Genomic DNA, 18,818 nt, shown 5'->3' with positions numbered 1-18,818 from the left:
CTCACCAGGTTCGCCTCTCACCAAGGCAAATCTCTTTTTAATACAACCACTTACCATCCACGCCGAACGAACGTCAGCTTTGCGGGGGCAATACGGATGCCATTGTTGCACAGCGACAGTGAAGCCCACAAATTTACTGACGCATCAGTGAAAATCCATGTCGCATTTTTGAATGTTTTTATACAAGAATCCGTGGTAACGGAATTTCTTGAGTCTGAAGCGTTTCAGCCTGGACTGCAACAGGGGCTTGTGGCCGGCAGTCTGGGACAGAAAAGCCTGCCGCGTGTTACGCAGCAGGCTAGACCGGGGTTCAGGAGTCGCTCAGCAGGTGGCGGGGGTAGTGCCACCCGACCATGTATCAGCGGGTCGCAGCCAGTTCTTGTTGGACGCTGGCAACGGTACGAGGCCAAGGTTTACCAGCCTGGACCTTGGCTGGCAAGGTTTTGATTGCAGCGACGGCTGCATCGCGGCTGGAGAAGTTGCCGTAGGTGATCACGTACAGGGGTTTGCCCTGCAGGGTTTTCTTGAAGTAGCGATAGTCGCCACCCTCGGCCTTGACGAACGCCTGGGCCGATGCCTCGGAACTGGTGCCCAGGATCTGCACCACGTAGTTGCCTGGCGCCTGGCCGCTGTACCAGCTACCGCCCGCAGCGGGCTTGGCAGCTGGTTTTTCCGCAGGCTTGGGTGCCGGCTTGGCCGTGGCCACCTGCACGGGCGCAGGGGCGGGCTTGGCGGCAGGTGCAACCGGCTTGCTGGCCACTGGCGCGGCAGGCTGCTGCGCCGGTACAACCGGCTGGGCCATCGTAGGCGCCGGGCCTGCAGTGACACCGGCGGGCGGTGCAGTGGTGGTAACGGTAGGCGGCTGCAGTGCAGTGTCGCCAGCCGGGCCGGATTCCTCGCCATCACCCATGCCGGCCGCCTCGGCCAGCGGGCCGCGCATCACCGGCTGGGACTGGCCCACCAGTGGCAGCGGCATCGGCTGCGAAGAACCGGCGAACTCGATGGCCGGGCCACCGTTGTTCGACTGGGCATTGCCCGGCTTGCCCTGGCCCAGGGGCAGTTGCGCCTGCTCGGCAGGCGCAGTGGCCGGCGCCTGGTCGCCCTTCTTGGGCATCAGCACGGCTGCCGCCACGGCAACCACTACCACGGCAGACAACGCCAGCACGTGTTTCTTCGGCATATTGAACCCCATTGATGGTCGCTTCACCGGCGAGCGGGTGGCGAGCATGGCTTCGATCATGGTATCGCGGGCCACCTGGTTGATTGCTCCAGGCCAACCGTCCGAGTTTTCGTGAATCTCGGCGATCTGCTCGCTGGTGAACACCTCGATACCGCGCCCGGCACCTTCCAGACGCTGCTCCAGGTATTCCCGGGTTTCGTCCTCGGTGTAGGGCTGCAACTCGATGACGTGGAAACGCTCCTGCTCGGCATTGAGTTCATCCAGGGCTGCGATCAGTGACGGCTCGCCGAACAGGAACACGTGCGGGCGACCTTCCGGTGTGCCCGCCGCCAGTTCCAGCAAGGCTTGGAGTGCCGACTCGCCAAGTTGTTCCGCATCGTCCACCAGCAAGTAGACTTCCTGACCGGTCAGCGCCAGCTGCACGATCTGGGCGAGGATCTCGGTGACTTGCGCCTTGGCCACATTCAGCGACTGCGCTACCTGGGCCAGCAGGCCGGCTGCATCGCCGGCGCCACGCGCCGAAACCACCACGCTGAGCACCGACTGCTTGTTGGTGCTGGCCACAAGGGCCTGGCGCAGCAGGGTCTTGCCGCTGCCCAGAGGGCCTGTGACCACCAGCAGCAGCTGGCTGTAGCGGGCCAGGTGATGCAACTGGCCCAGCACCGGCTTGCGCTGGGCAGGGAAGAACTTGAAGCCAGGCACCCGCGCAGCGAAGGGGTCATGGTTCAACTGGTAATGGCCGAGAAAGGCCTCGTCGGCATGCAAACTAGTCATCGAACTCTCGTCAACCTCAAAGCTGGGCCACGATTGCGCGGTAATCCGCCGCCAGCGTGGCCTGAAGAATCTCTTGCGGATAGTCGTCGGTCACCACGGCTTCGCCCATATGGCGCAGCAGGACCAGGCGCAGACGACCGTCGAGCACCTTTTTATCGACCGCCATGTGTTCCATGAAGTGGGCCGGGGTCATTTCGGCCGGAGGCACCACCGGCAGGCCGGCGCGCTGGAACAGGCGGATGCCGCGGTCGCGCTGCGCCTGGCTGATCCAGCCCAGGCGCATGGACATTTCCAGGGCCATTACCGTGCCAGCCGCCACGGCTTCACCGTGCAGCCACACACCATAGCCCATGTGGGTTTCGATGGCGTGGCCAAAGGTGTGACCGAGATTGAGCGTGGCACGCACGCCCGACTCGCGCTCGTCAGCCCCCACCACGGCCGCCTTGGCCTCGCAGGAGCGCTGGATGGCGCGGGTCAGTGCAGCCTGGTCGAGCGCACGCAGCGCATCGACATTGTCTTCGAGCCAGCCCAGAAACGGCTCGTCGCAGATCAGGCCGTACTTGATCACCTCGGCCAGGCCCGCCGACAGCTCGCGCGGCGGCAGGCTCTTGAGGCTGGCGGTATCGATCAGCACCGCGTTGGGCTGATAGAAGGCACCGACCATGTTCTTGCCCAGCGGGTGGTTGATGCCGGTCTTGCCGCCCACCGACGAGTCCACCTGGGACAGCAGCGTGGTGGGCACCTGGATGAAGTCCACGCCGCGCTGGTAGCAGGCGGCGGCAAAGCCGGCCATGTCGCCGATCACCCCGCCGCCCAGGGCGATCACGGTGGTGCGACGGTCGTGACGTGCCGTCAGCAGGGCGTCGAAGATCAGTTGCAGGGTTTCCCAGTTCTTGAAGGCCTCGCCGTCGGGCAGCACCACCGGCAGTACCGAATAGGCCCCCAGGCTGTGGGTGAGGCGTTGCAGGTAAAGGGGCGCGACAGTCTCGTTGGATACGATGGCGACCTGCTTGCCGGCAATGTGCGGCGCCAGCAGTTCAGGCTGATCCAGCAGGCCTTCGCCGATGTAGATTGGGTAGCTGCGTTCGCCCAGTTCGACCTTAAGTGTCTGCATGTGTCCCCACAAAGAACAAAGGCGCGGCATCGAAGACCCGACCCGCGCAATAACGAAGTGCCCTGCCAGGGCATGACTGGCCGCCGAGGATAGTCAAGCCTTAACGGGGCGGCAACTTCTGCAAGCGCTCCAGAATATCCAGAACCACCATGCGCGGCGGCCGCTCGTCGGTTTCCACCACCAGGTCGGCGATTTCCCGATAAAGCGGGTCGCGCAACTCGAGCAAGGCACGCAGCGTGGCCTCCGGGTTGGCCGTGCGCAGCAGCGGCCGGTTGCGGTCACGGGCGGTACGCCCCACCTGCTGCTCCACCGAGGCGTGCAGGTAGATCACGCGCCCCCCGGCATGCAGCGCCGCACGGTTGGCATCGCGCATCACCGCACCGCCGCCGGTGGCCAGCACCACGCCGTCGGCCTCGCACAGCTCGGCGATCATCGCCTGCTCGCGATCACGAAAGCCGGGCTCGCCTTCCTTGTCGAAGATCCACGGGATGTTGGCGCCCGTGCGCAGCTCAATTTCCTTGTCGGAATCCTTGAACGGCAGGCGCAGCTCTTTGGCCAGCAAGCGACCGATGGTGCTCTTACCTGCACCCATCGGCCCTACAAGTATCAAATTTCGCACAGAATCAACGACTCACAGCAATCGCCCGGTCACTCATGATACGCGGAGTCAGGAAGACCAGCAGCTCGGATTTTTTCTCTTGGATGACAGCGCGACGAAACAGCCGCCCAACATACGGCACATCGCCGAAAAATGGCACCTTGTCGACAACATTACTTTGCACGGTGGCATACACCCCGCCGATCACGATGGTCTCGCCATCCCCCACCTGAACCTTGGCATTCACCTCGTTCTTGCGGATCGGCGGCACGCTGTTGAGGGCATTGAGGTAGTCCGGCTCGTCCTTGGTGACCTTGACCGTCATGATCACCCGGTTGTCGGCCGTGATCTGCGGGGTCACCTCCAGCGACAGCGAGGCCTCGCGAAAGGTGGTGGACGTGGTGCCGTTGGCGCCCGACTCCTGATACGGCACCTCGGTACCCTTGAGAATGCGCGCGGTTTCCTTGTCGGCGGTGACCACCTTGGGCTGGGAGATGATTTCGCCATTGCCGGTCTTTTCCATCGCGCTGAGCTCCAGGTCGAGCAGCACACTGTCGCGCACCAACCCCAGGCCGATACCCGAGGTGGCCCGTTCCACCCCCAGGTCGACGAACGGCAGCCCGTCGGCGCCCAACCCGCCTGCGCGCAGGCCGCCGCCCAGTTGCACCGCCCCGCCCCAGCGCACCCCCAGGCTTTTTTCGTAATCGACATTGGCCTCGACGATGCGCGCCTCGATCATCACCTGGCGAACCGGTACATCGAGCTGCGCGAGCAGCCGCCGCAGGTCGGCCAGGCGTGCCGACGGCTGGCTGGCAATGATGGTGTTGGTGCGCTCGTCGACCGTGATCGCGCCGGGGTCGTCGTCCTCGACCATGGCCTGGAACAGCTGCACGATGTCCCCGGCCCGCGCATGGCTGACCGTGAGCAGTTCGCGCACCAGCGTGGGCGGGGCCTGCGCCGCACGGGCCTGGGTATCGTGCCCGGCCAGTTCGGCCAAAGGCGCCACCAGCAGCACGTTGCCCTCCTGACGCCGACCCAGGCCCTTGCTGCGCAGCACCAAGTCCAGTGCCTGTTCCCAGGGCACCTCGTGCAGGCGCAGGGTCACCTTGCCCTGTACTGCATCACTGGCCACCAGGTTGACCCCGGTGAAGTCGGCCAGCACCTTGAGCACCGAACGCACCTCGACATCCTGGAAACTCAACGACAGCGACTCGCCGCCATACCCTGCCCCCTCGGCCCCAAGGCCTGCACCTGCTACCGGCAGCGCCACCATCAGTACCGCACACAGGCTGAACATCCTGTTCATCCACGACCTCCCTGGTCAGTTGACGACGTGTCGAGCCACCCCATTGGCTTCGATCACCTGCGAGCGCTCCACCCAGCCGGCGCCCTCGACCCATACCTGCTCCTCGAGCTCGACCTGCTGCGCATCGATGCGCACCACCCGCCCCTTGTCCGGCCCCAGCCGGTCACCTTCGCGCAACGGGTACAGCGCCCCCGCAACACGGATCAACGCCACCCCGCCGCGGCGGTCGGCTAGGTGCCCGACCAGTTCCATCTGTTCCAGCGGCACGTGTTCCAGCGCAAATTCGAGCGCTGCGGGCGGCGGCGCGGCAAAGGGATCGCGCGCCTCCGCCAGCACCGGCGCCGGCTGCGCCACGGGGTCGACCGGCAGGCCGGACGCATAGGCCTTGAGTTGCATCTGCAGACGCAGTTGCCCACGCCCCGCCAGCGGCGCCAGGTGAAGGTCATGCAGGGTCACGCGCTCAGGCAGCGTGGCCAGGGCGTCGACAAAACCGGCCAGCGCGGCGAAGTCGCCCACCACCTGCAGGTGCACCGGCATTTCGACATGCAGGGCCTGCGGCTGCGCCGGCAACACTTTCACCTGCTCGAACACCAGGCCCCGTCCGGCCCGGGCGACAGCCTGCAGCAGGCCGGGCATGCCGCCCGCTGGCAGCAGCCGGGCCTGGGCCTCCCGCAGGCGTTGCTCCAGGCCGAGCAAGCGGGCCTGCTGCTCGTCCAGCCGGGCGACCTGGTCTGCCTGCGCCTGCCAGGCCTGCTGCAACTCGGCTCCACGCGCCAGCGCCCGCTCAAGCGAAGCGTTCGCCCCGCGCAGGTGCAGCCCATAACCGCTACCGAGCGCCAGCAGCAGGCAAGCCGCCAGCAACAGCGCCTTGTACCGCCGAGGCCACGCTGCCACCAGGTACCAGTCGAGAGCCGGGCTCATGGCTGCACCTGCGCACTGAGGTGGAACACCTCGCCGGCGGCCGTGGCCTTGATCTCCTGCAACTGCACCTCGCCCAGGCCAGGGGCCTGATCCAGATTGCGCAGCAGTTGAGTGACCGACGCCCGCCCCTGTGCCACCCCCTCCAGGCGCAGCGCGCTGCCCTCGAGCGCCAGTGCAATCAGTTGCAGCCCTTGTGGCACCCGCGTGGCCAGCGGTGCAAGCACCTGACCACCTGGGGACGCGGCGCGCAGCACGGCATCCAGCCCCTGGATGCGCTCCTGCAGCGCATCGCCCCGGGCGGTCAGGTCGGCCAGTTCCGCCAGCGGGCCCTCAAGCCGTGCGATGGCATCGCGCAGGGCCGCATTGGCCTGCCCCTGCTGCGCCAGGCGATAGGCGCCATGCCGGTCCAGCAGCACCACGATGGCGAGCCCCAGCAGCAGAGCCACCAGCATCAACCCCTGCAACTGCCGCACACTGCGCTGGCGTTGCCAGGCCCGCCACGGCAGCAGGTTGATATCGCGCCTCACGGGGCACGCCTCATCGCCAGCCCATAGGCCAGCGCCAGCGCGGGTTCGGCGGCATCGAACACCGTGGTTTCGATACCCAGCCGACGCTGCACTTCCAGCGCCCGGGCCGAATCGGCAGCCGCCCCGGTCAGCACCAGCCGCGCCGGTGCCGGGTCCTCCAGGGCCTGCAACCAGCGTTCGATGCAGGCAGCCAACGCCTGCGGCACATCGGCCGCTGCACCCGCGTCGGCACGCCATGCCTGGTGCTGTGCATGCAGCGCCCAGTGCCCTGGCTCGACCCGCACCACGGCGACCGCGTCATCGTCCGCCCCGACCGCGCGCAACAACGCCAGGCTGTCGGTCTCGACCACCCGCGCACGCAGGCCTGCCAGCTCCAGTGCCGCCTCCAGCCCATCGAGCCAGCCCTGATGACAGGCATACACCCCCACCGCCTCGTAGCACGGGTCGTGCGCGACCGAGCCGCGGCACTCGAAATCAAAGGCCGCCTCGTCCAGGGCAAAGGGTATGAAAGGTTCGGCCTCATGGCACAGGCGAGCAATCAGGGCATCCTCTGCCAGCCCCGCCGGCACCTGCACGGTCTTGCTCAGCACGGCCGCGGCCGGAATCGCCAGCGCCGCCTCGCGCAAGGTGGCACCGCTGCGGGCCAGGGCATCGCCCAGCACCTGCGCCAGCTGTGCCGGGTCGGCCACCCGGCCGTCCTGCAGCACGCCCGCCGCCAGCGTCTGCACGGCCTGCGCACGCACCTCGAAGGACCCTGCCACCTGCCGCAGCTGCAGCAATCGCACCGCGCAACATGAAATATCGATACCCAGCAGTGAACCGGCATCCTTGCCGAAACGTCCAAACATTGGCTTTCCCTGGCATCCGCCTGCTTCGACCGGCCCCCAGACAGGGCACCGGTCAGCCCGTGCACCGCGCAACCCACGCGGCACAGTGAAAATTGCTTATAATGCCCAGCGTTTTTTCTCGTCGATCAGCCCTGCGCTCAATCCATATTTCAAACTGGACACCCCAAAGCCTTGATACGCCTGCTGAAGTTCTTCTGGTGGTCTTTCGTCGCAGTCATCTGTGCCGTCGTGCTCGGTCTGAGCGGCGCGTTTCTGTATCTTAGCCCCAGCCTGCCCTCGGTAGAGGCCCTGAGAAGCATCCAGTTGCAGATCCCTTTGCGGGTATACAGCAGCGATGGAAAGCTGATTGCCGAGTTCGGCGAGATGCGGCGTTCTCCCATCCGTTTCGCCGACATTCCCCCGCATTTCATCCAGGCTTTGCTGTCCGCCGAAGACGACAACTTCGCCAATCACTATGGGGTCGACCCCAGCAGCCTGATGCGCGCTGCAACACAATTGCTCAAGTCCGGACACATCCAGACCGGCGGCAGCACCATCACCATGCAGGTGGCGAAGAACTTCTTCCTCAGCAGCGAACGCAGCTTCTCGCGCAAGACCAACGAAATCCTGCTGGCCCTGCAGATCGAGCGCGAGCTGACCAAGGACGAGATCCTCGAGCTGTACGTGAACAAGATCTACCTGGGCAACCGTGCCTACGGCATCGAAGCCGCAGCGCAGGTGTACTACGGCAAGTCGATCCGTGACGTGAGCCTGGCGCAGATGGCGATGATCGCCGGCCTGCCCAAGGCACCGTCGCGCTTCAACCCGCTGGCCAACCCGACGCGCGCCAAGGAACGCCGCGACTGGATCCTGGGGCGCATGTACAAGCTGGGCAAGATCGACGAAGCCAGCTACCAGGCTGCCCTGGCCGAACCGATCAACGCCAGCTACCACGTGCCGACGCCCGAGGTGAATGCCCCGTACATCGCCGAGATGGCCCGCGCCGAGATGGTCGGCCGCTACGGCAGCGACGCCTACACCGAAGGTTTCCGCGTGACCACCACGGTGCCGAGCGACCTGCAGGAAATGGCCAACAGCGCCGTGCTCGATGGCCTCAGTGCCTACGACCACCGCCACGGCTACCGCGGCCCCGAGTCGCGCCTGCCGGGCAAGACCCAGGCCGCCTGGCTGCAGGAACTGACCAAGCTGCGCCCACTGGGCGGGCTGGAACCGGCCATCGTCACCCAGGTCGACAAGACCGGCCTGCAGGTGCTGACCAAGTCGGGCCAGACCGAGACCGTGGCCTGGGACACCATGAAATGGGCCCGCCCATTCCTCAACACCAACAGCCAGGGCCGCGCCCCGCAGCAGCCGGGCGATGTGGCCCAGGTCGGCGACGTGATCCGCGTGCAACGCACCGGCGAAGGCGAACTGAAGTTCAGCCAGGTGCCGGGCGCCCAGAGCGCACTGGTGACCCTGGACCCGAACAACGGCGCCATCCGCGCTCTGGTGGGCGGCTTCTCGTTCGAGCAGAGCAACTACAACCGCGCCATGCAGGCCAAGCGCCAGCCGGGCTCGAGCTTCAAGCCGTTCGTCTACAGCGCGGCGCTGGACAACGGCTACACCGCCGCCAGCCTGGTCAACGACGCCCCCATCGTGTTCGTCGACGAGTACCTGGACAAGGTGTGGCGACCCAAGAACGACACCAACACCTTCCTTGGCCCGATCCGCATGCGCGAGGCGCTGTACAAGTCGCGCAACCTGGTATCGATCCGCCTGCTGCAGGCCATGGGCGTGGACAAGACCATCGACTACATCGCCCGTTTCGGCTTCAACAAGCAGGACCTGCCGCGCAACCTGTCGCTGGCGCTGGGCACCGCGACCCTCACGCCGATGGAGATCGCCACCGGCTGGAGCGCGTTTGCCAACGGCGGCTACAAGATCACCCCGTACCTGATCGACCGCATCGAAAGCCGCAATGGCGAGACGCTGTTCACCGCCAACCCGCCCAGCGTGCCTCGGGGGCATCAGGACGAGGCCGGGATTGGCGCCGCCGAAACGCCGATCGTCACCGATGCGGCACTGGGCGCCGACGTGAGTGCGGTGGCGCCGCAGGTGCCGGCGGTGGCCGAGCAGATCATCGACGGACGCACCAGCTACATCCTCACCAGCATGCTGCAGGACGTGATCAAGCGTGGCACCGGGCGACGTGCCCTGGCGCTGGGGCGCACCGACCTGGCGGGCAAGACCGGTACCACCAACGAGTCCAAGGATGCGTGGTTCTCCGGCTACAACGCCGACTACGTGACCACCGTATGGAGCGGCTTCGACCAGCCCGAGACCCTGGGCCGTCGCGAGTATGGCGGTACCGTGGCGCTGCCGATCTGGATGAGCTTCATGGGCGCCGCGCTCAAGGACAAGCCGATGCACACGCTGCCGCAGCCTGAAGGCATCCTCAGCCTGCGGGTGGACCCGGTGAGCGGCCGTGCGGCCACGCCGAGCACGCCTGATGCGTACTTCGAGCTGTTCAAGGCCGAAGACACCCCGCCGTCGGTCAACGAGCTGGGTGGCAGTGCGCCAGGCAGCCCGCTGCCGGCGGACGAGTCGGCGCCGATCGATCTGTTCTGATGGGGTAACCCGGGGGCTGCCCTGCAGCCCATTGGCCAGCACAATTACCAGCCCCAAACAAAAAGCCCCGACTCTCGCGAGCCGGGGCTTTTTGCTACAACGCTACAACGGCTCAGCCGTTGAACACGTCATCCACGCTCTTGAGCGGGTAGTTCTTCGGATACGGCAGGGTCGCCACACCGCTTTCGATCGCAGCCTTGGCCACGGCATCGGAAACCACGGTGATCAGGCGTGCGTCCATCGGCTTCGGAATGATGTACTCACGACCGAATTCCAGCGCGTCGACGCCGTAGGCAGCGCAGACTTCCTTGGGCACCGGCAGCTTGGCCAGGTCTTTCAGGGCGTTGGCGGCAGCGATCTTCATCTCTTCGTTGATGCGCTTGGCGCGAACGTCCAGGGCACCACGGAAGATGAACGGGAAGCCCAGTACGTTGTTGACCTGGTTCGGGTAGTCGGAACGACCGGTGGCCATGATCACGTCGCTGCGGGTGGCGTGGGCCAGCTCCGGCGAAATTTCCGGGTCCGGGTTCGAGCAGGCGAACACGATCGGATTCGGTGCCATCGACTTGAGGCCTTCAGGGCTCAGCAGGTTCGGACCGGACAGGCCGACGAACACGTCAGCGCCTTCCAGGGCATCGGCCAGGCTGCGCTTGTCGGTAGCGTGGGCGAACACCGCCTTGTACTGGTTCAGGTCGTCACGGCCAGCGTGGATCACGCCGGTACGGTCGACCATGAAGATGTTTTCGATCTTCGCGCCCATGCTCACCAGCAGCTTCATGCAGGAGATGGCCGCAGCACCGGCGCCCAGGCAGACGATCTTGGCATCGGCGAGGGTCTTGCCCGCGATTTCCAGGGCGTTGATCATGCCGGCCGCGGTCACGATCGCGGTGCCGTGCTGGTCATCGTGGAACACCGGGATGTCGCACTGCTCGATCAGCGCGCGCTCGATCTCGAAGCACTCGGGTGCCTTGATGTCTTCCAGGTTGATGCCGCCGAAGGTGATCGAGATGCGCTTGACGGTGTCGATGAAGGCCTGCGGGCTTTCGGCATCGACTTCGATGTCGAACACGTCGATACCGGCGAAACGCTTGAACAGAACACCCTTGCCTTCCATCACCGGCTTGGACGCCAGTGGGCCCAGGTTGCCCAGGCCGAGGATGGCGGTGCCGTCGGAAATGACTGCTACCAGGTTGCCCTTGCCGGTGTACTGGTAGGCCAGCTCCGGGTCACGGGCGATTTCACGTACTGGCTCGGCAACACCCGGGCTGTAGGCCAGCGCCAGGTCGCGAGCAGTCGCGGTCGGTTTGGTGAGCTCTACGCTCAGTTTCCCCGGACGAGGCTGAGCATGGTATTCGAGAGCGGCAGTTTTCAAATCTGACATGATGGGCATTCCGCTTTTACTGTTCTGACGGACCGCCGAGGATACGCAAAGAGCAATGGGCCGACAAGACTGCCCGGTCACTTGTGTCAAGGCCTTTAGCCTACGACTTTAAGCCAAGAGCCGCAGCCCGCAAGGCTTTCAGTGTGTACAATCCATTTTTAAAATGTTCACAATTTATTATCTTTATTGTCTTTCCAGCATCGTCGGGTCGGTGAGTGGCAGCATCCAGCGCGCCTGACCCGGCTTGAGCCCGCCCTTGCGGGAACGATCCAGCACCCAACCGCGGGCTTCGACGCGTCGGCCTTCGAGGCCGTCGGTGAAATCAGTCGCAAAGTTGCGCGACAACCTGGCCGGCACCTGAAGCACCAGCGAATGGCCCAACTCGATCCAGATGGCGCCACCCCTGTGCTCGACCGACTGAACCTGGCCAGCGACCAGCGCAAAACCGGCCTGGCGCAGGTGCCCCGGCGCAATCACCGGCGGCTGGCCCCACAGCCCCGCGCGGGCGCTGCGGGCGGCCTGTTCAGCCTGTTGATGGCAGTCGCGCAGGGCGGTGTTGGGCGCTACCGCGATGCGATAACCCAGACCCTCGCCCAGCAGTTGTTCTTCCAGATTGTGACCAGAGCGGTCGAACACATGGGCCAGGGTGCGCTTGTATTTGTCGCGCGGCTCTGTACCCGGCAGCAGCTCGACCCGCCCGCCACTGGCCTTGACCAGGGCCTGCAAACGCTGGCGCGCGGCCACCGCATAGGGCTCGCTGGGCCGCCCCTTGCGCCCGATCTCGGGAGCATTGATGCCGATCAGGCGCACATTGCGCCCATCCTTCAGACGCAAGGTATCGCCGTCGATCACCTGGCGTACCGCAACGCTCTGCACCTCGCGCTGCGCGTCGGCCGGCAGCGTACACAGCGCCTGCGCCGGCAACTGCCAGATCGCGGCCACAAAAAAGGCGCCCACCAGGGACGCCTTCTTCTTCAACAGCATTGCCAAGCCCATGGGGCCAGCTTCGCGCCGTCTTACTTCTTGGCACCGAACATGCCGAAACGGTCGGCGAACTTCTGTACGCGGCCGCCGGTGTCCAGCACTTTCTGCTTACCGGTGTAGAACGGGTGGCACTCGTTGCAGACGTCGGTGGCCAGTGGGGCGCACAGGGTCGAACGGGTCTGGAACACATTGCCGCAGCTGCAGGTGACTGCGACTGCTTCATAATTCGGATGAATTTCTGGTTTCATGGTCACTTCCTCGACTGCGTGCCGCCACCCAACACCATTGTTGAATACCGCACGTAATTAGGCGGCGAATAATACCAGAGCATGCCATCAGCGCAAGTTGTCGCTTGTACCGACTGTCGTCTGCTAGGCTCGGCGGCTACCGAATTGCCCTTCAGAGACCCTGCGCGTGTCCGACGTCATCCTTCGCCTTGCCTTGCCCTCGCCCCTGCGGCGATTGTTCGACTACAGGGCCCCGGCAAGCATGGCGCACACCGCATTCACCCCCGGCATGCGCCTGCGCGTGCCGTTCGGGCGCCGCGAGATGATCGGCATCCTGGTGGAGGTGTGCGAGCACAGCGAGGTGCCCGCCGACAAACTCAAGCCTGCCATCGCCCTGCTTGACCCGGTATCGCCGATACCGCCAGCCCTGTTCAAGCTGTGCGTTTGGACCGCGCAATACTATCAGCACAGCCTGGGCGACACCCTGAGCTGGGCGCTGCCGGTGCTGCTGCGCCAGGGCGAGCCGGCCGAAGCGCACCAGGAACGCTTCTGGCAGGTGGCCCCGGGGGCGCGCCACGACGACCCGCGCATCGCCCGCGCACCGCGCCAGCGCGATGCCCTGGCCACCCTGGCGCAGCATCCGCACGGCGTGGCCCACGGCCTGCTGAGTAAGCTCAAACTGAGCAAGGACAGCCTCGACCTGCTGCTGGCCAAGGAGCTGGTGCAGGTGGAGGTACGCCGGCATGCCCCGCCGGCGCGCCACGAACACTGGCTGGCACAGCCCGAACTGCCGCTCAACGATGAGCAGAAGGCGGCGTTTCATGCGGTGCAGGCAGGGTTCGGCAGCTTCCATGCCTTTCTGTTGGCCGGGGTCACCGGCAGCGGCAAGACCGAGGTCTACCTGCAACTGATCCGCGAAACCCTGGAGGCCGGCAAGCAGGCGCTGATCCTGATTCCGGAGATCAACCTCGGGCCGCAGACCCTGGCGCGCTTCGAGCAGCGCTTCAATGCGCGCATTGCCCTGCTGCATTCGGCAGTCAACGACCGCGAACGCCTCAAAGCCTGGCTGTCGGCCCGTGATGGCGAGGCCGACATCATCATCGGCACCCGCTCGGCGCTGTTCACGCCCATGAAGAACCCGGGCCTGATCATCATCGACGAGGAGCACGACGGCTCCTACAAGCAGCAGGAAGGCCTGCGCTATCACGCCCGCGACCTGGCCCTGGTGCGCGCGCACCAGGAGCACATCCCGATCCTGCTGGGCTCGGCCACGCCATCGCTGGAAAGCCTGCACAACGCCTACTCCGGCCGTTACGGCCTGCTGCGCATGAACCACCGCGCCGGCGGCGCCAAGGCGCCGCGCTTCCTGCGCCTGGACGTCAAGAGCCGGCCGCTGGACAGCGGCATCAGCGGGCCGATGCAACAGGCCATCGGCCAGACCCTGGCCGCAGGCCAGCAGGTGCTGGTGTTCCTCAACCGTCGCGGCTTTGCCCCCACGCTGCTGTGCCACGACTGCGGCTGGCTGTCGGAATGCCCGCGCTGCGATGCGCGCATGACCGTGCATCAGCGCTCCGGCGAACTGCGCTGCCACCACTGCGGCTATGACGAGCGCGTACCGCGCCAGTGCCCGCAGTGCAACCATGTGGACCTGCGCCCGGTAGGTGCAGGCACCGAGCGCGCCGAAGAGCGCCTGAGCATTCTGTTTCCGGATGTCCCGGTGCTGCGCGTGGACCGCGACAGCACCTCGCGCAAGGACGCGATGAACCAGCTGTTCGCCACAGTGCAGCGCGGCGAGCCGTGCATCCTGGTCGGCACCCAGATGCTGGCCAAGGGGCACCACTTTCCGCGGGTCACCCTGGTGGCGATCCTGGATGCCGATGGCGGGCTGTTCTCCGGGGATTTTCGCGCCAGCGAGCGCATGGCCCAACTGATCGTGCAGGTGGCAGGGCGTGCCGGGCGTGCAGAGGAGCCAGGCAAGGTGATCATCCAGACGCACCTGGCCGATCATCCTCTATTGGTACAGCTTACCGAGCAGGGCTATTTCGCGTTTGCCGAACAGGCCCTGAGCGAGCGCCGCGCCGCCGGCCTGCCGCCCTTCGCGCACCTGGCGCTGCTGCGCGCCGAGGCGCACAAGCCGGGGCAGGCCGAGAGCTTTCTCGACGAGGCCTGCAGCGCCGCCGAGCAGTTGCTGGCAGAGCACGACCTGCACGGCATCGAGCTGCTGGGCCCGGTGCCGGCGCCGATGGAGCGACGGGCGGGACGTTTTCGTGCGCAATTGTTGTTGCAGGCCAATGCAAGGGCATCCTTGCATCGTCTGATGAGCGCCTGGCTGTTAGTGTTGGAGCAGATGCCGAGCGGGCGACAGGTGCGCTGGTCGCTGGATGTGGACCCGGTCGACCTGTACTGACCGCTTCGCCGGCAACGCCGGCTCCTACAGGTTTGATGAGCCCTGGCCCTCTGCAGAGCCTGCATTGTTGGCCAAAGGGCCCTAAAGGTTGGCAACCTCGCCCCGGCAACGGATAATACCCAGTTTTTCCACCTGCGCATCCAGGCGCCGCCGCGCTTGCGGTCGAAAGAGAAGCCCATGAAAGACACCATTCGCCAGCTGATCCAGCAAGCCCTCACCCAACTCGTCAACGACGGTGTGCTGCCTGACGGGCTGACGCCGGCGATCCAGGTGGAAAACGCCCGGGACAAGACCCACGGCGATTTCGCCAGCAACATCGCGATGATGCTGGCCAAGCCCGCCGGCCTCAAGCCGCGCGACCTGGCCGAGAAACTCATCGCCGCCCTGCCCGCCGACCCGCAGGTCAGCAAGGTGGAGATCGCAGGCCCGGGCTTCCTCAACTTCTTCCAGAACACCCAGGCCCTGGCCTCGCGCCTGGATGCCGCACTGGCCGACGCCAGGCTCGGCGTGCACAAGGCCGGCGCCACGCAGAAGGTCGTGATCGACATGTCGGCGCCCAACCTGGCCAAGGAAATGCACGTCGGCCACCTGCGCTCGACCATCATCGGCGACGCCGTGGCCCGTGTGCTGGAGTTTCTCGGTGACGATGTGGTACGCCAGAACCACGTGGGCGACTGGGGCACCCAGTTCGGCATGCTGATGGCGTACCTGGAAGAGAACCCGATCACCAGCGAAGAGCTGTCGGACCTGGAGAACTTCTACCGCGCCGCCAAGAAGCGGTTCGACGAGTCCAGCGAGTTCGCCGACCGCGCCCGTGGCCTGGTGGTCAAGCTGCAGGCCGGCGACCCCGAGTGCCTGAAGCTGTGGACCCGCTTCAAGGACATCTCGCTGTCGCACTGCCAGAAGACCTACGAGCTGCTCAACGTCAAGCTGACCATGGCCGACGTGATGGGCGAAAGCGCCTACAACGACGACCTGGCCAATGTGGTCGAGGACCTCAAGGCCAAGGGCATGCTGGTGGAAAGCAACGGCGCTCAGTGCGTGTTCCTCGACGAGTTCAAGAACGCCGAGGGCGAGCCGCTGCCGGTGATCATCGTCAAGGCCGACGGCGGCTACCTGTACGCCACCACCGACCTGGCCGCCGTGCGCTACCGCAGCGGCGTGCTCAAGGCCGACCGCGCCCTGTACTTCGTCGACCAGCGCCAGGCCCTGCACTTCCAGCAGGTGTTCGCGGTGGCCCGCAAGGCCGGCTTCGTGACCCACCCGATGGACATGGAGCACATGGGCTTCGGCACCATGAACGGCGCCGACGGCCGCCCGTTCAAGACCCGCGACGGCGGCACCGTGAAGCTGATCGACCTGCTCAACGAAGCCAAGGAGCGTGCCTACGCCCTGGTCAAGGAGAAAAACCCGCAGCTGCCTGAAGAAGAACTGCGCGCCATCGCCAAGGTGGTGGGCATCGGCGCGGTCAAGTACGCCGACCTGTCCAAGCACCGTACCAGCGACTACAGCTTCAACTTCGAGCTGATGCTCAACTTCGAAGGCAACACCGCGCCGTACCTGCTGTACGCCTACACCCGCGTGGCCGGCGTGTTCCGCAAGCTGGGCAAGGGCTTCGACCAGGTCGAAGGCGAGATCCGCTTGCAGGCACCGCAGGAACAGGACCTGGCCGCGCGCCTGGCGCAGTTCGGCGAAATCCTGAACAACGTCGCCGAAAAAGGTACCCCGCACGTACTGTGCAGCTACCTCTACGACGTGGCCGGCCTGTTCTCCAGCTTCTACGAGAACTGCCCGATCCTCGCCGCAGAAACACCCGAACAGCAGCAGAGCCGCCTGCGCCTGGCCGCCCTGACCGGTCGCACCCTCAAGCAGGGCCTGGAACTGCTTGGCCTGGAAACCCTGGAGCGCATGTAAGTTGGCTGCCAAGAAAAAACCTGCTCCCAAGCGCGGCGCAAGCCGCTACCAGGCCCCGGCCAAGCAACCGATACCGGGCTGGATGTGGCTGGCCATCGGCCTCACGGTCGGTGCGTTCATCGTGTTCCTGATGAAACTCGAGCCCAGCCGCGACGAGGTCAAGCGCACCAAGCCTGAAGCCCAGCAGAAGGCCGAGAAGATCGCCGAGGCGAACAAGACCGCGCCGAGCCCGCAGCAGCCGGTCAAGCCCAAGTACGACTTCTACACACTGCTGCCCGAGTCGGAAGTGATCGTGCCGCCCGAAGCCGTGCCGGAGAAAACCCCGCCGGTACCGGCGCAGCCACCGGTGACCCCGGCCGAGGCGGCCAAGATCGACACCGCCCGCGCCCAGGCCGCGCTGCTGGGGCAGACCCCGCCACCGGCACCGCCGGTGATCAAGCCGGCCGCCACCACGCAGTTCTACCTGCAGGCGGGCTCGTTCCGCAAAGAGGCCGATGCCGACAAGGTGCGTGCGCAGATCATCCTGCTCGGCCAGGCGGTGAAGGTGGAGTCCGGTACGGTGAAGGAAGAGACCTGGTACCGTGTGCTGGTCGGCCCGTTCAGCAATCGCGAACAGCTGACAGTGGCGCAGAAGCAACTGGCCGGCAGCGGCTTCAACAACCTGCTGCTGCAACAGCGCCAGATACGCCAGTAACCCCGATGTTCGGCGGCCCGCAGCAGCGGGCCGCCTGCTTTCAGGCCCGCGCCTGCACGTTCTTGAGCGACACCTGGGTGTTCAGCGTCCAGAAATCGTACAGCACCCCCAGCAGAAACAGCCCGCCGGTGAAGGCATAGATCACGCCGCTGATCCACTTGCCCTGGTACATGCGGTGCACGCCGAATATCCCCAGGAAGGTCAGCAGGATCCAGGCCAGGCTGTAGTCCAGCGGGCCGGCGTGAAAGCGCAGGTCGGCCTCGCTGTCCATCTTCGGGATCAGGAACAGGTCGATCAGCCAGCCGATACCGAGCAGGCCCAGGGTGCAGAACCAGATGGTGCCGGTCACCGGCCTGCCGTAGTAGAAACGGTGCGACCCGGTAAAACCGAAGATCCACAGCAGGTAGCCGAGGACCTTGCTGTGGGTGTCCTGGGGCTGCGCCTGTTGCTGATAACTGTTCATTCATAGCCTCCACGGTTTAGAGAGAAATTTTCTAAAAAAAAATGTGACTTTTACGTGCTCAGCCGACGTATGGCGCCTCTGCAATCGACCAACGGACCAGAATTCGATCAAAAAGCTGTTATAAAGTTGCGCGCTTAACCAACAAGAGCCCTGCCCATGCGACCTTTTTTCAAGACATGGCTGACTGTTTGCCTTTTATTGCCACTGGCCGCCCACGCCACCAACCGTGAGCAACGTCTTCCCAACGGCTTCAACGTGCACACCACCAGCACTGCAGCCGTACGCTCGACCAAGGGCGCCCACGCCAAGGTCACCTCGTCCGCCGCCTCTTCCAAGGTCGCCAAGACCACCCGCCAGGTCGCCTCGATGCCGGCCAAGCAGAGCAGCGATGTGCTCAGCCGCGCGGTGAACGTGCTGGGCACTCCGTACCGCTGGGGCGGCAGCAGCCCGAGCAAGGGCTTCGACTGCAGCGGGCTGGTCAAGTACGCCTTCAACGACATCGACGAGGTCGACCTGCCGCGTACCTCCAACGCCATGGCCAGCGGCCACGGCGTGAAAGTCGACCGCAAGGATCTCAAGCCCGGCGACCTGCTGTTCTTCAACATCAAGAGTCGCCGCGTCAACCACGTGGCCATCTACCTGGGCAACGACCGCTTCATCCACGCGCCACGGCGCGGCAAGCGGGTCAGCATCGATACCCTGAACAAGCCCTACTGGCAGAGCCACTACGTGGTCGCCAAGCGCGTACTGCCCAAGGAGCAGCCGCAAACCCAGCTGCGCCTGGCCAAACGCTAGACCTGATCGGGCGAACGCGCGTTCGCCCTGGCCGTTTCCAGGCTGCCGATTCCCCGCCTCACCAGGCCCTGCAGGCTG

Annotated in this window: 16 protein-coding genes; 5 read left to right on the top strand and 11 right to left on the bottom strand. The window is 65.4% G+C overall.

The features are described from left to right. Positions 1–358: 358 nt before the first annotated feature. The 7 genes from QMX96_RS23305 to pilM form a co-directional block, all read right to left on the bottom strand. Positions 359–1,954, bottom strand: a complete 1,596-nt coding sequence (locus QMX96_RS23305) for an AAA family ATPase (RefSeq protein WP_043859937.1) — start codon at positions 1,952–1,954, stop codon at positions 359–361. A gap of 16 nt (positions 1,955–1,970) precedes the next feature. Next, the gene (aroB, locus tag QMX96_RS23300) at positions 1,971–3,068 is read right to left on the bottom strand and encodes a 3-dehydroquinate synthase (RefSeq protein ID WP_043859938.1); all 1,098 of its coding nucleotides are present in this window, start codon (positions 3,066–3,068) and stop codon (positions 1,971–1,973) included. 100 nt (positions 3,069–3,168) lie between these two features. After that, the gene (aroK, locus tag QMX96_RS23295) at positions 3,169–3,687 is read right to left on the bottom strand and encodes a shikimate kinase AroK (protein ID WP_043859939.1); all 519 of its coding nucleotides are present in this window, start codon (positions 3,685–3,687) and stop codon (positions 3,169–3,171) included. Between the two features lie 4 nt (positions 3,688–3,691). Then, complete coding sequence (gene pilQ, locus QMX96_RS23290) at positions 3,692–4,939, bottom strand: type IV pilus secretin PilQ (protein ID WP_282362556.1); 1,248 nt, start codon at positions 4,937–4,939, stop codon at positions 3,692–3,694. Positions 4,940–4,987: 48 nt separating this feature from the next. After that, positions 4,988–5,893 (bottom strand): pilus assembly protein PilP, encoded by a 906-nt coding sequence (locus tag QMX96_RS23285; RefSeq protein WP_282362553.1) that lies wholly within the window; start codon positions 5,891–5,893, stop codon positions 4,988–4,990. Continuing rightward, complete coding sequence (locus tag QMX96_RS23280; RefSeq protein ID WP_282362552.1) at positions 5,890–6,420, bottom strand: PilN domain-containing protein; 531 nt, start codon at positions 6,418–6,420, stop codon at positions 5,890–5,892. Before QMX96_RS23280 ends, QMX96_RS23285 begins: the two co-directional genes overlap by 4 nt. Then, positions 6,417–7,268 (bottom strand): pilus assembly protein PilM, encoded by an 852-nt coding sequence (gene pilM, locus QMX96_RS23275; protein ID WP_282362551.1) that lies wholly within the window; start codon positions 7,266–7,268, stop codon positions 6,417–6,419. The genes QMX96_RS23280 and pilM overlap by 4 nt, the downstream gene beginning before the upstream one ends. 174 nt (positions 7,269–7,442) lie before the next feature. Between pilM and QMX96_RS23270 the strand changes: the two genes are divergently transcribed. Next, entirely contained in the window at positions 7,443–9,875 is a 2,433-nt protein-coding gene (locus tag QMX96_RS23270) for a penicillin-binding protein 1A (protein ID WP_173925097.1), read from the top strand. Positions 9,876–9,987: 112 nt separating this feature from the next. On the opposite strand, the gene QMX96_RS23265 is transcribed toward QMX96_RS23270, so the two are convergent. From QMX96_RS23265 to rpmE, 3 genes are all read right to left on the bottom strand, one after another. Then, positions 9,988–11,256 carry a malic enzyme-like NAD(P)-binding protein gene (locus QMX96_RS23265; protein ID WP_043860148.1) on the bottom strand — a complete coding sequence of 423 codons (1,269 nt, stop codon included), beginning with the start codon at positions 11,254–11,256 and terminating at the stop codon, positions 9,988–9,990. Positions 11,257–11,439: 183 nt separating this feature from the next. Beyond that, complete coding sequence (locus tag QMX96_RS23260; protein ID WP_282362550.1) at positions 11,440–12,240, bottom strand: thermonuclease family protein; 801 nt, start codon at positions 12,238–12,240, stop codon at positions 11,440–11,442. Between the two features lie 32 nt (positions 12,241–12,272). Then, positions 12,273–12,488 carry a 50S ribosomal protein L31 gene (gene rpmE, locus QMX96_RS23255; RefSeq protein WP_043860144.1) on the bottom strand — a complete coding sequence of 72 codons (216 nt, stop codon included), beginning with the start codon at positions 12,486–12,488 and terminating at the stop codon, positions 12,273–12,275. A gap of 166 nt (positions 12,489–12,654) precedes the next feature. On the opposite strand from rpmE, the gene QMX96_RS23250 reads away from it, so the two are divergent. From QMX96_RS23250 to QMX96_RS23240, 3 genes are all read left to right on the top strand, one after another. Further along, positions 12,655–14,874, top strand: coding sequence for a primosomal protein N' (locus QMX96_RS23250; protein WP_058541787.1), 2,220 nt, complete (start codon positions 12,655–12,657; stop codon positions 14,872–14,874). 177 nt (positions 14,875–15,051) lie between these two features. Continuing rightward, positions 15,052–16,788, top strand: a complete 1,737-nt coding sequence (argS, locus tag QMX96_RS23245; RefSeq protein ID WP_043860142.1) for an arginine--tRNA ligase — start codon at positions 15,052–15,054, stop codon at positions 16,786–16,788. Between the two features lies 1 nt (position 16,789). After that, complete coding sequence (locus QMX96_RS23240) at positions 16,790–17,482, top strand: SPOR domain-containing protein (protein ID WP_043860141.1); 693 nt, start codon at positions 16,790–16,792, stop codon at positions 17,480–17,482. Positions 17,483–17,522: 40 nt separating this feature from the next. On the opposite strand, the gene QMX96_RS23235 is transcribed toward QMX96_RS23240, so the two are convergent. Beyond that, on the bottom strand, positions 17,523–17,945 hold the full coding sequence (locus QMX96_RS23235) for a TM2 domain-containing protein (RefSeq protein WP_043860140.1): 423 nt from the start codon (positions 17,943–17,945) through the stop codon (positions 17,523–17,525). A 156-nt stretch (positions 17,946–18,101) separates the two neighbouring features. Between QMX96_RS23235 and QMX96_RS23230 the strand changes: the two genes are divergently transcribed. Then, complete coding sequence (locus tag QMX96_RS23230) at positions 18,102–18,740, top strand: C40 family peptidase (protein WP_043860139.1); 639 nt, start codon at positions 18,102–18,104, stop codon at positions 18,738–18,740. Positions 18,741–18,818: the final 78 nt, after the last annotated feature.

It is taken from the genome of Pseudomonas sp. PS01300, from assembly GCF_029960155.1.
Classification (GTDB): domain Bacteria; phylum Pseudomonadota; class Gammaproteobacteria; order Pseudomonadales; family Pseudomonadaceae; genus Aquipseudomonas; species Aquipseudomonas palmensis.
This window is presented reverse-complemented; position numbering and strand designations above follow the sequence as displayed.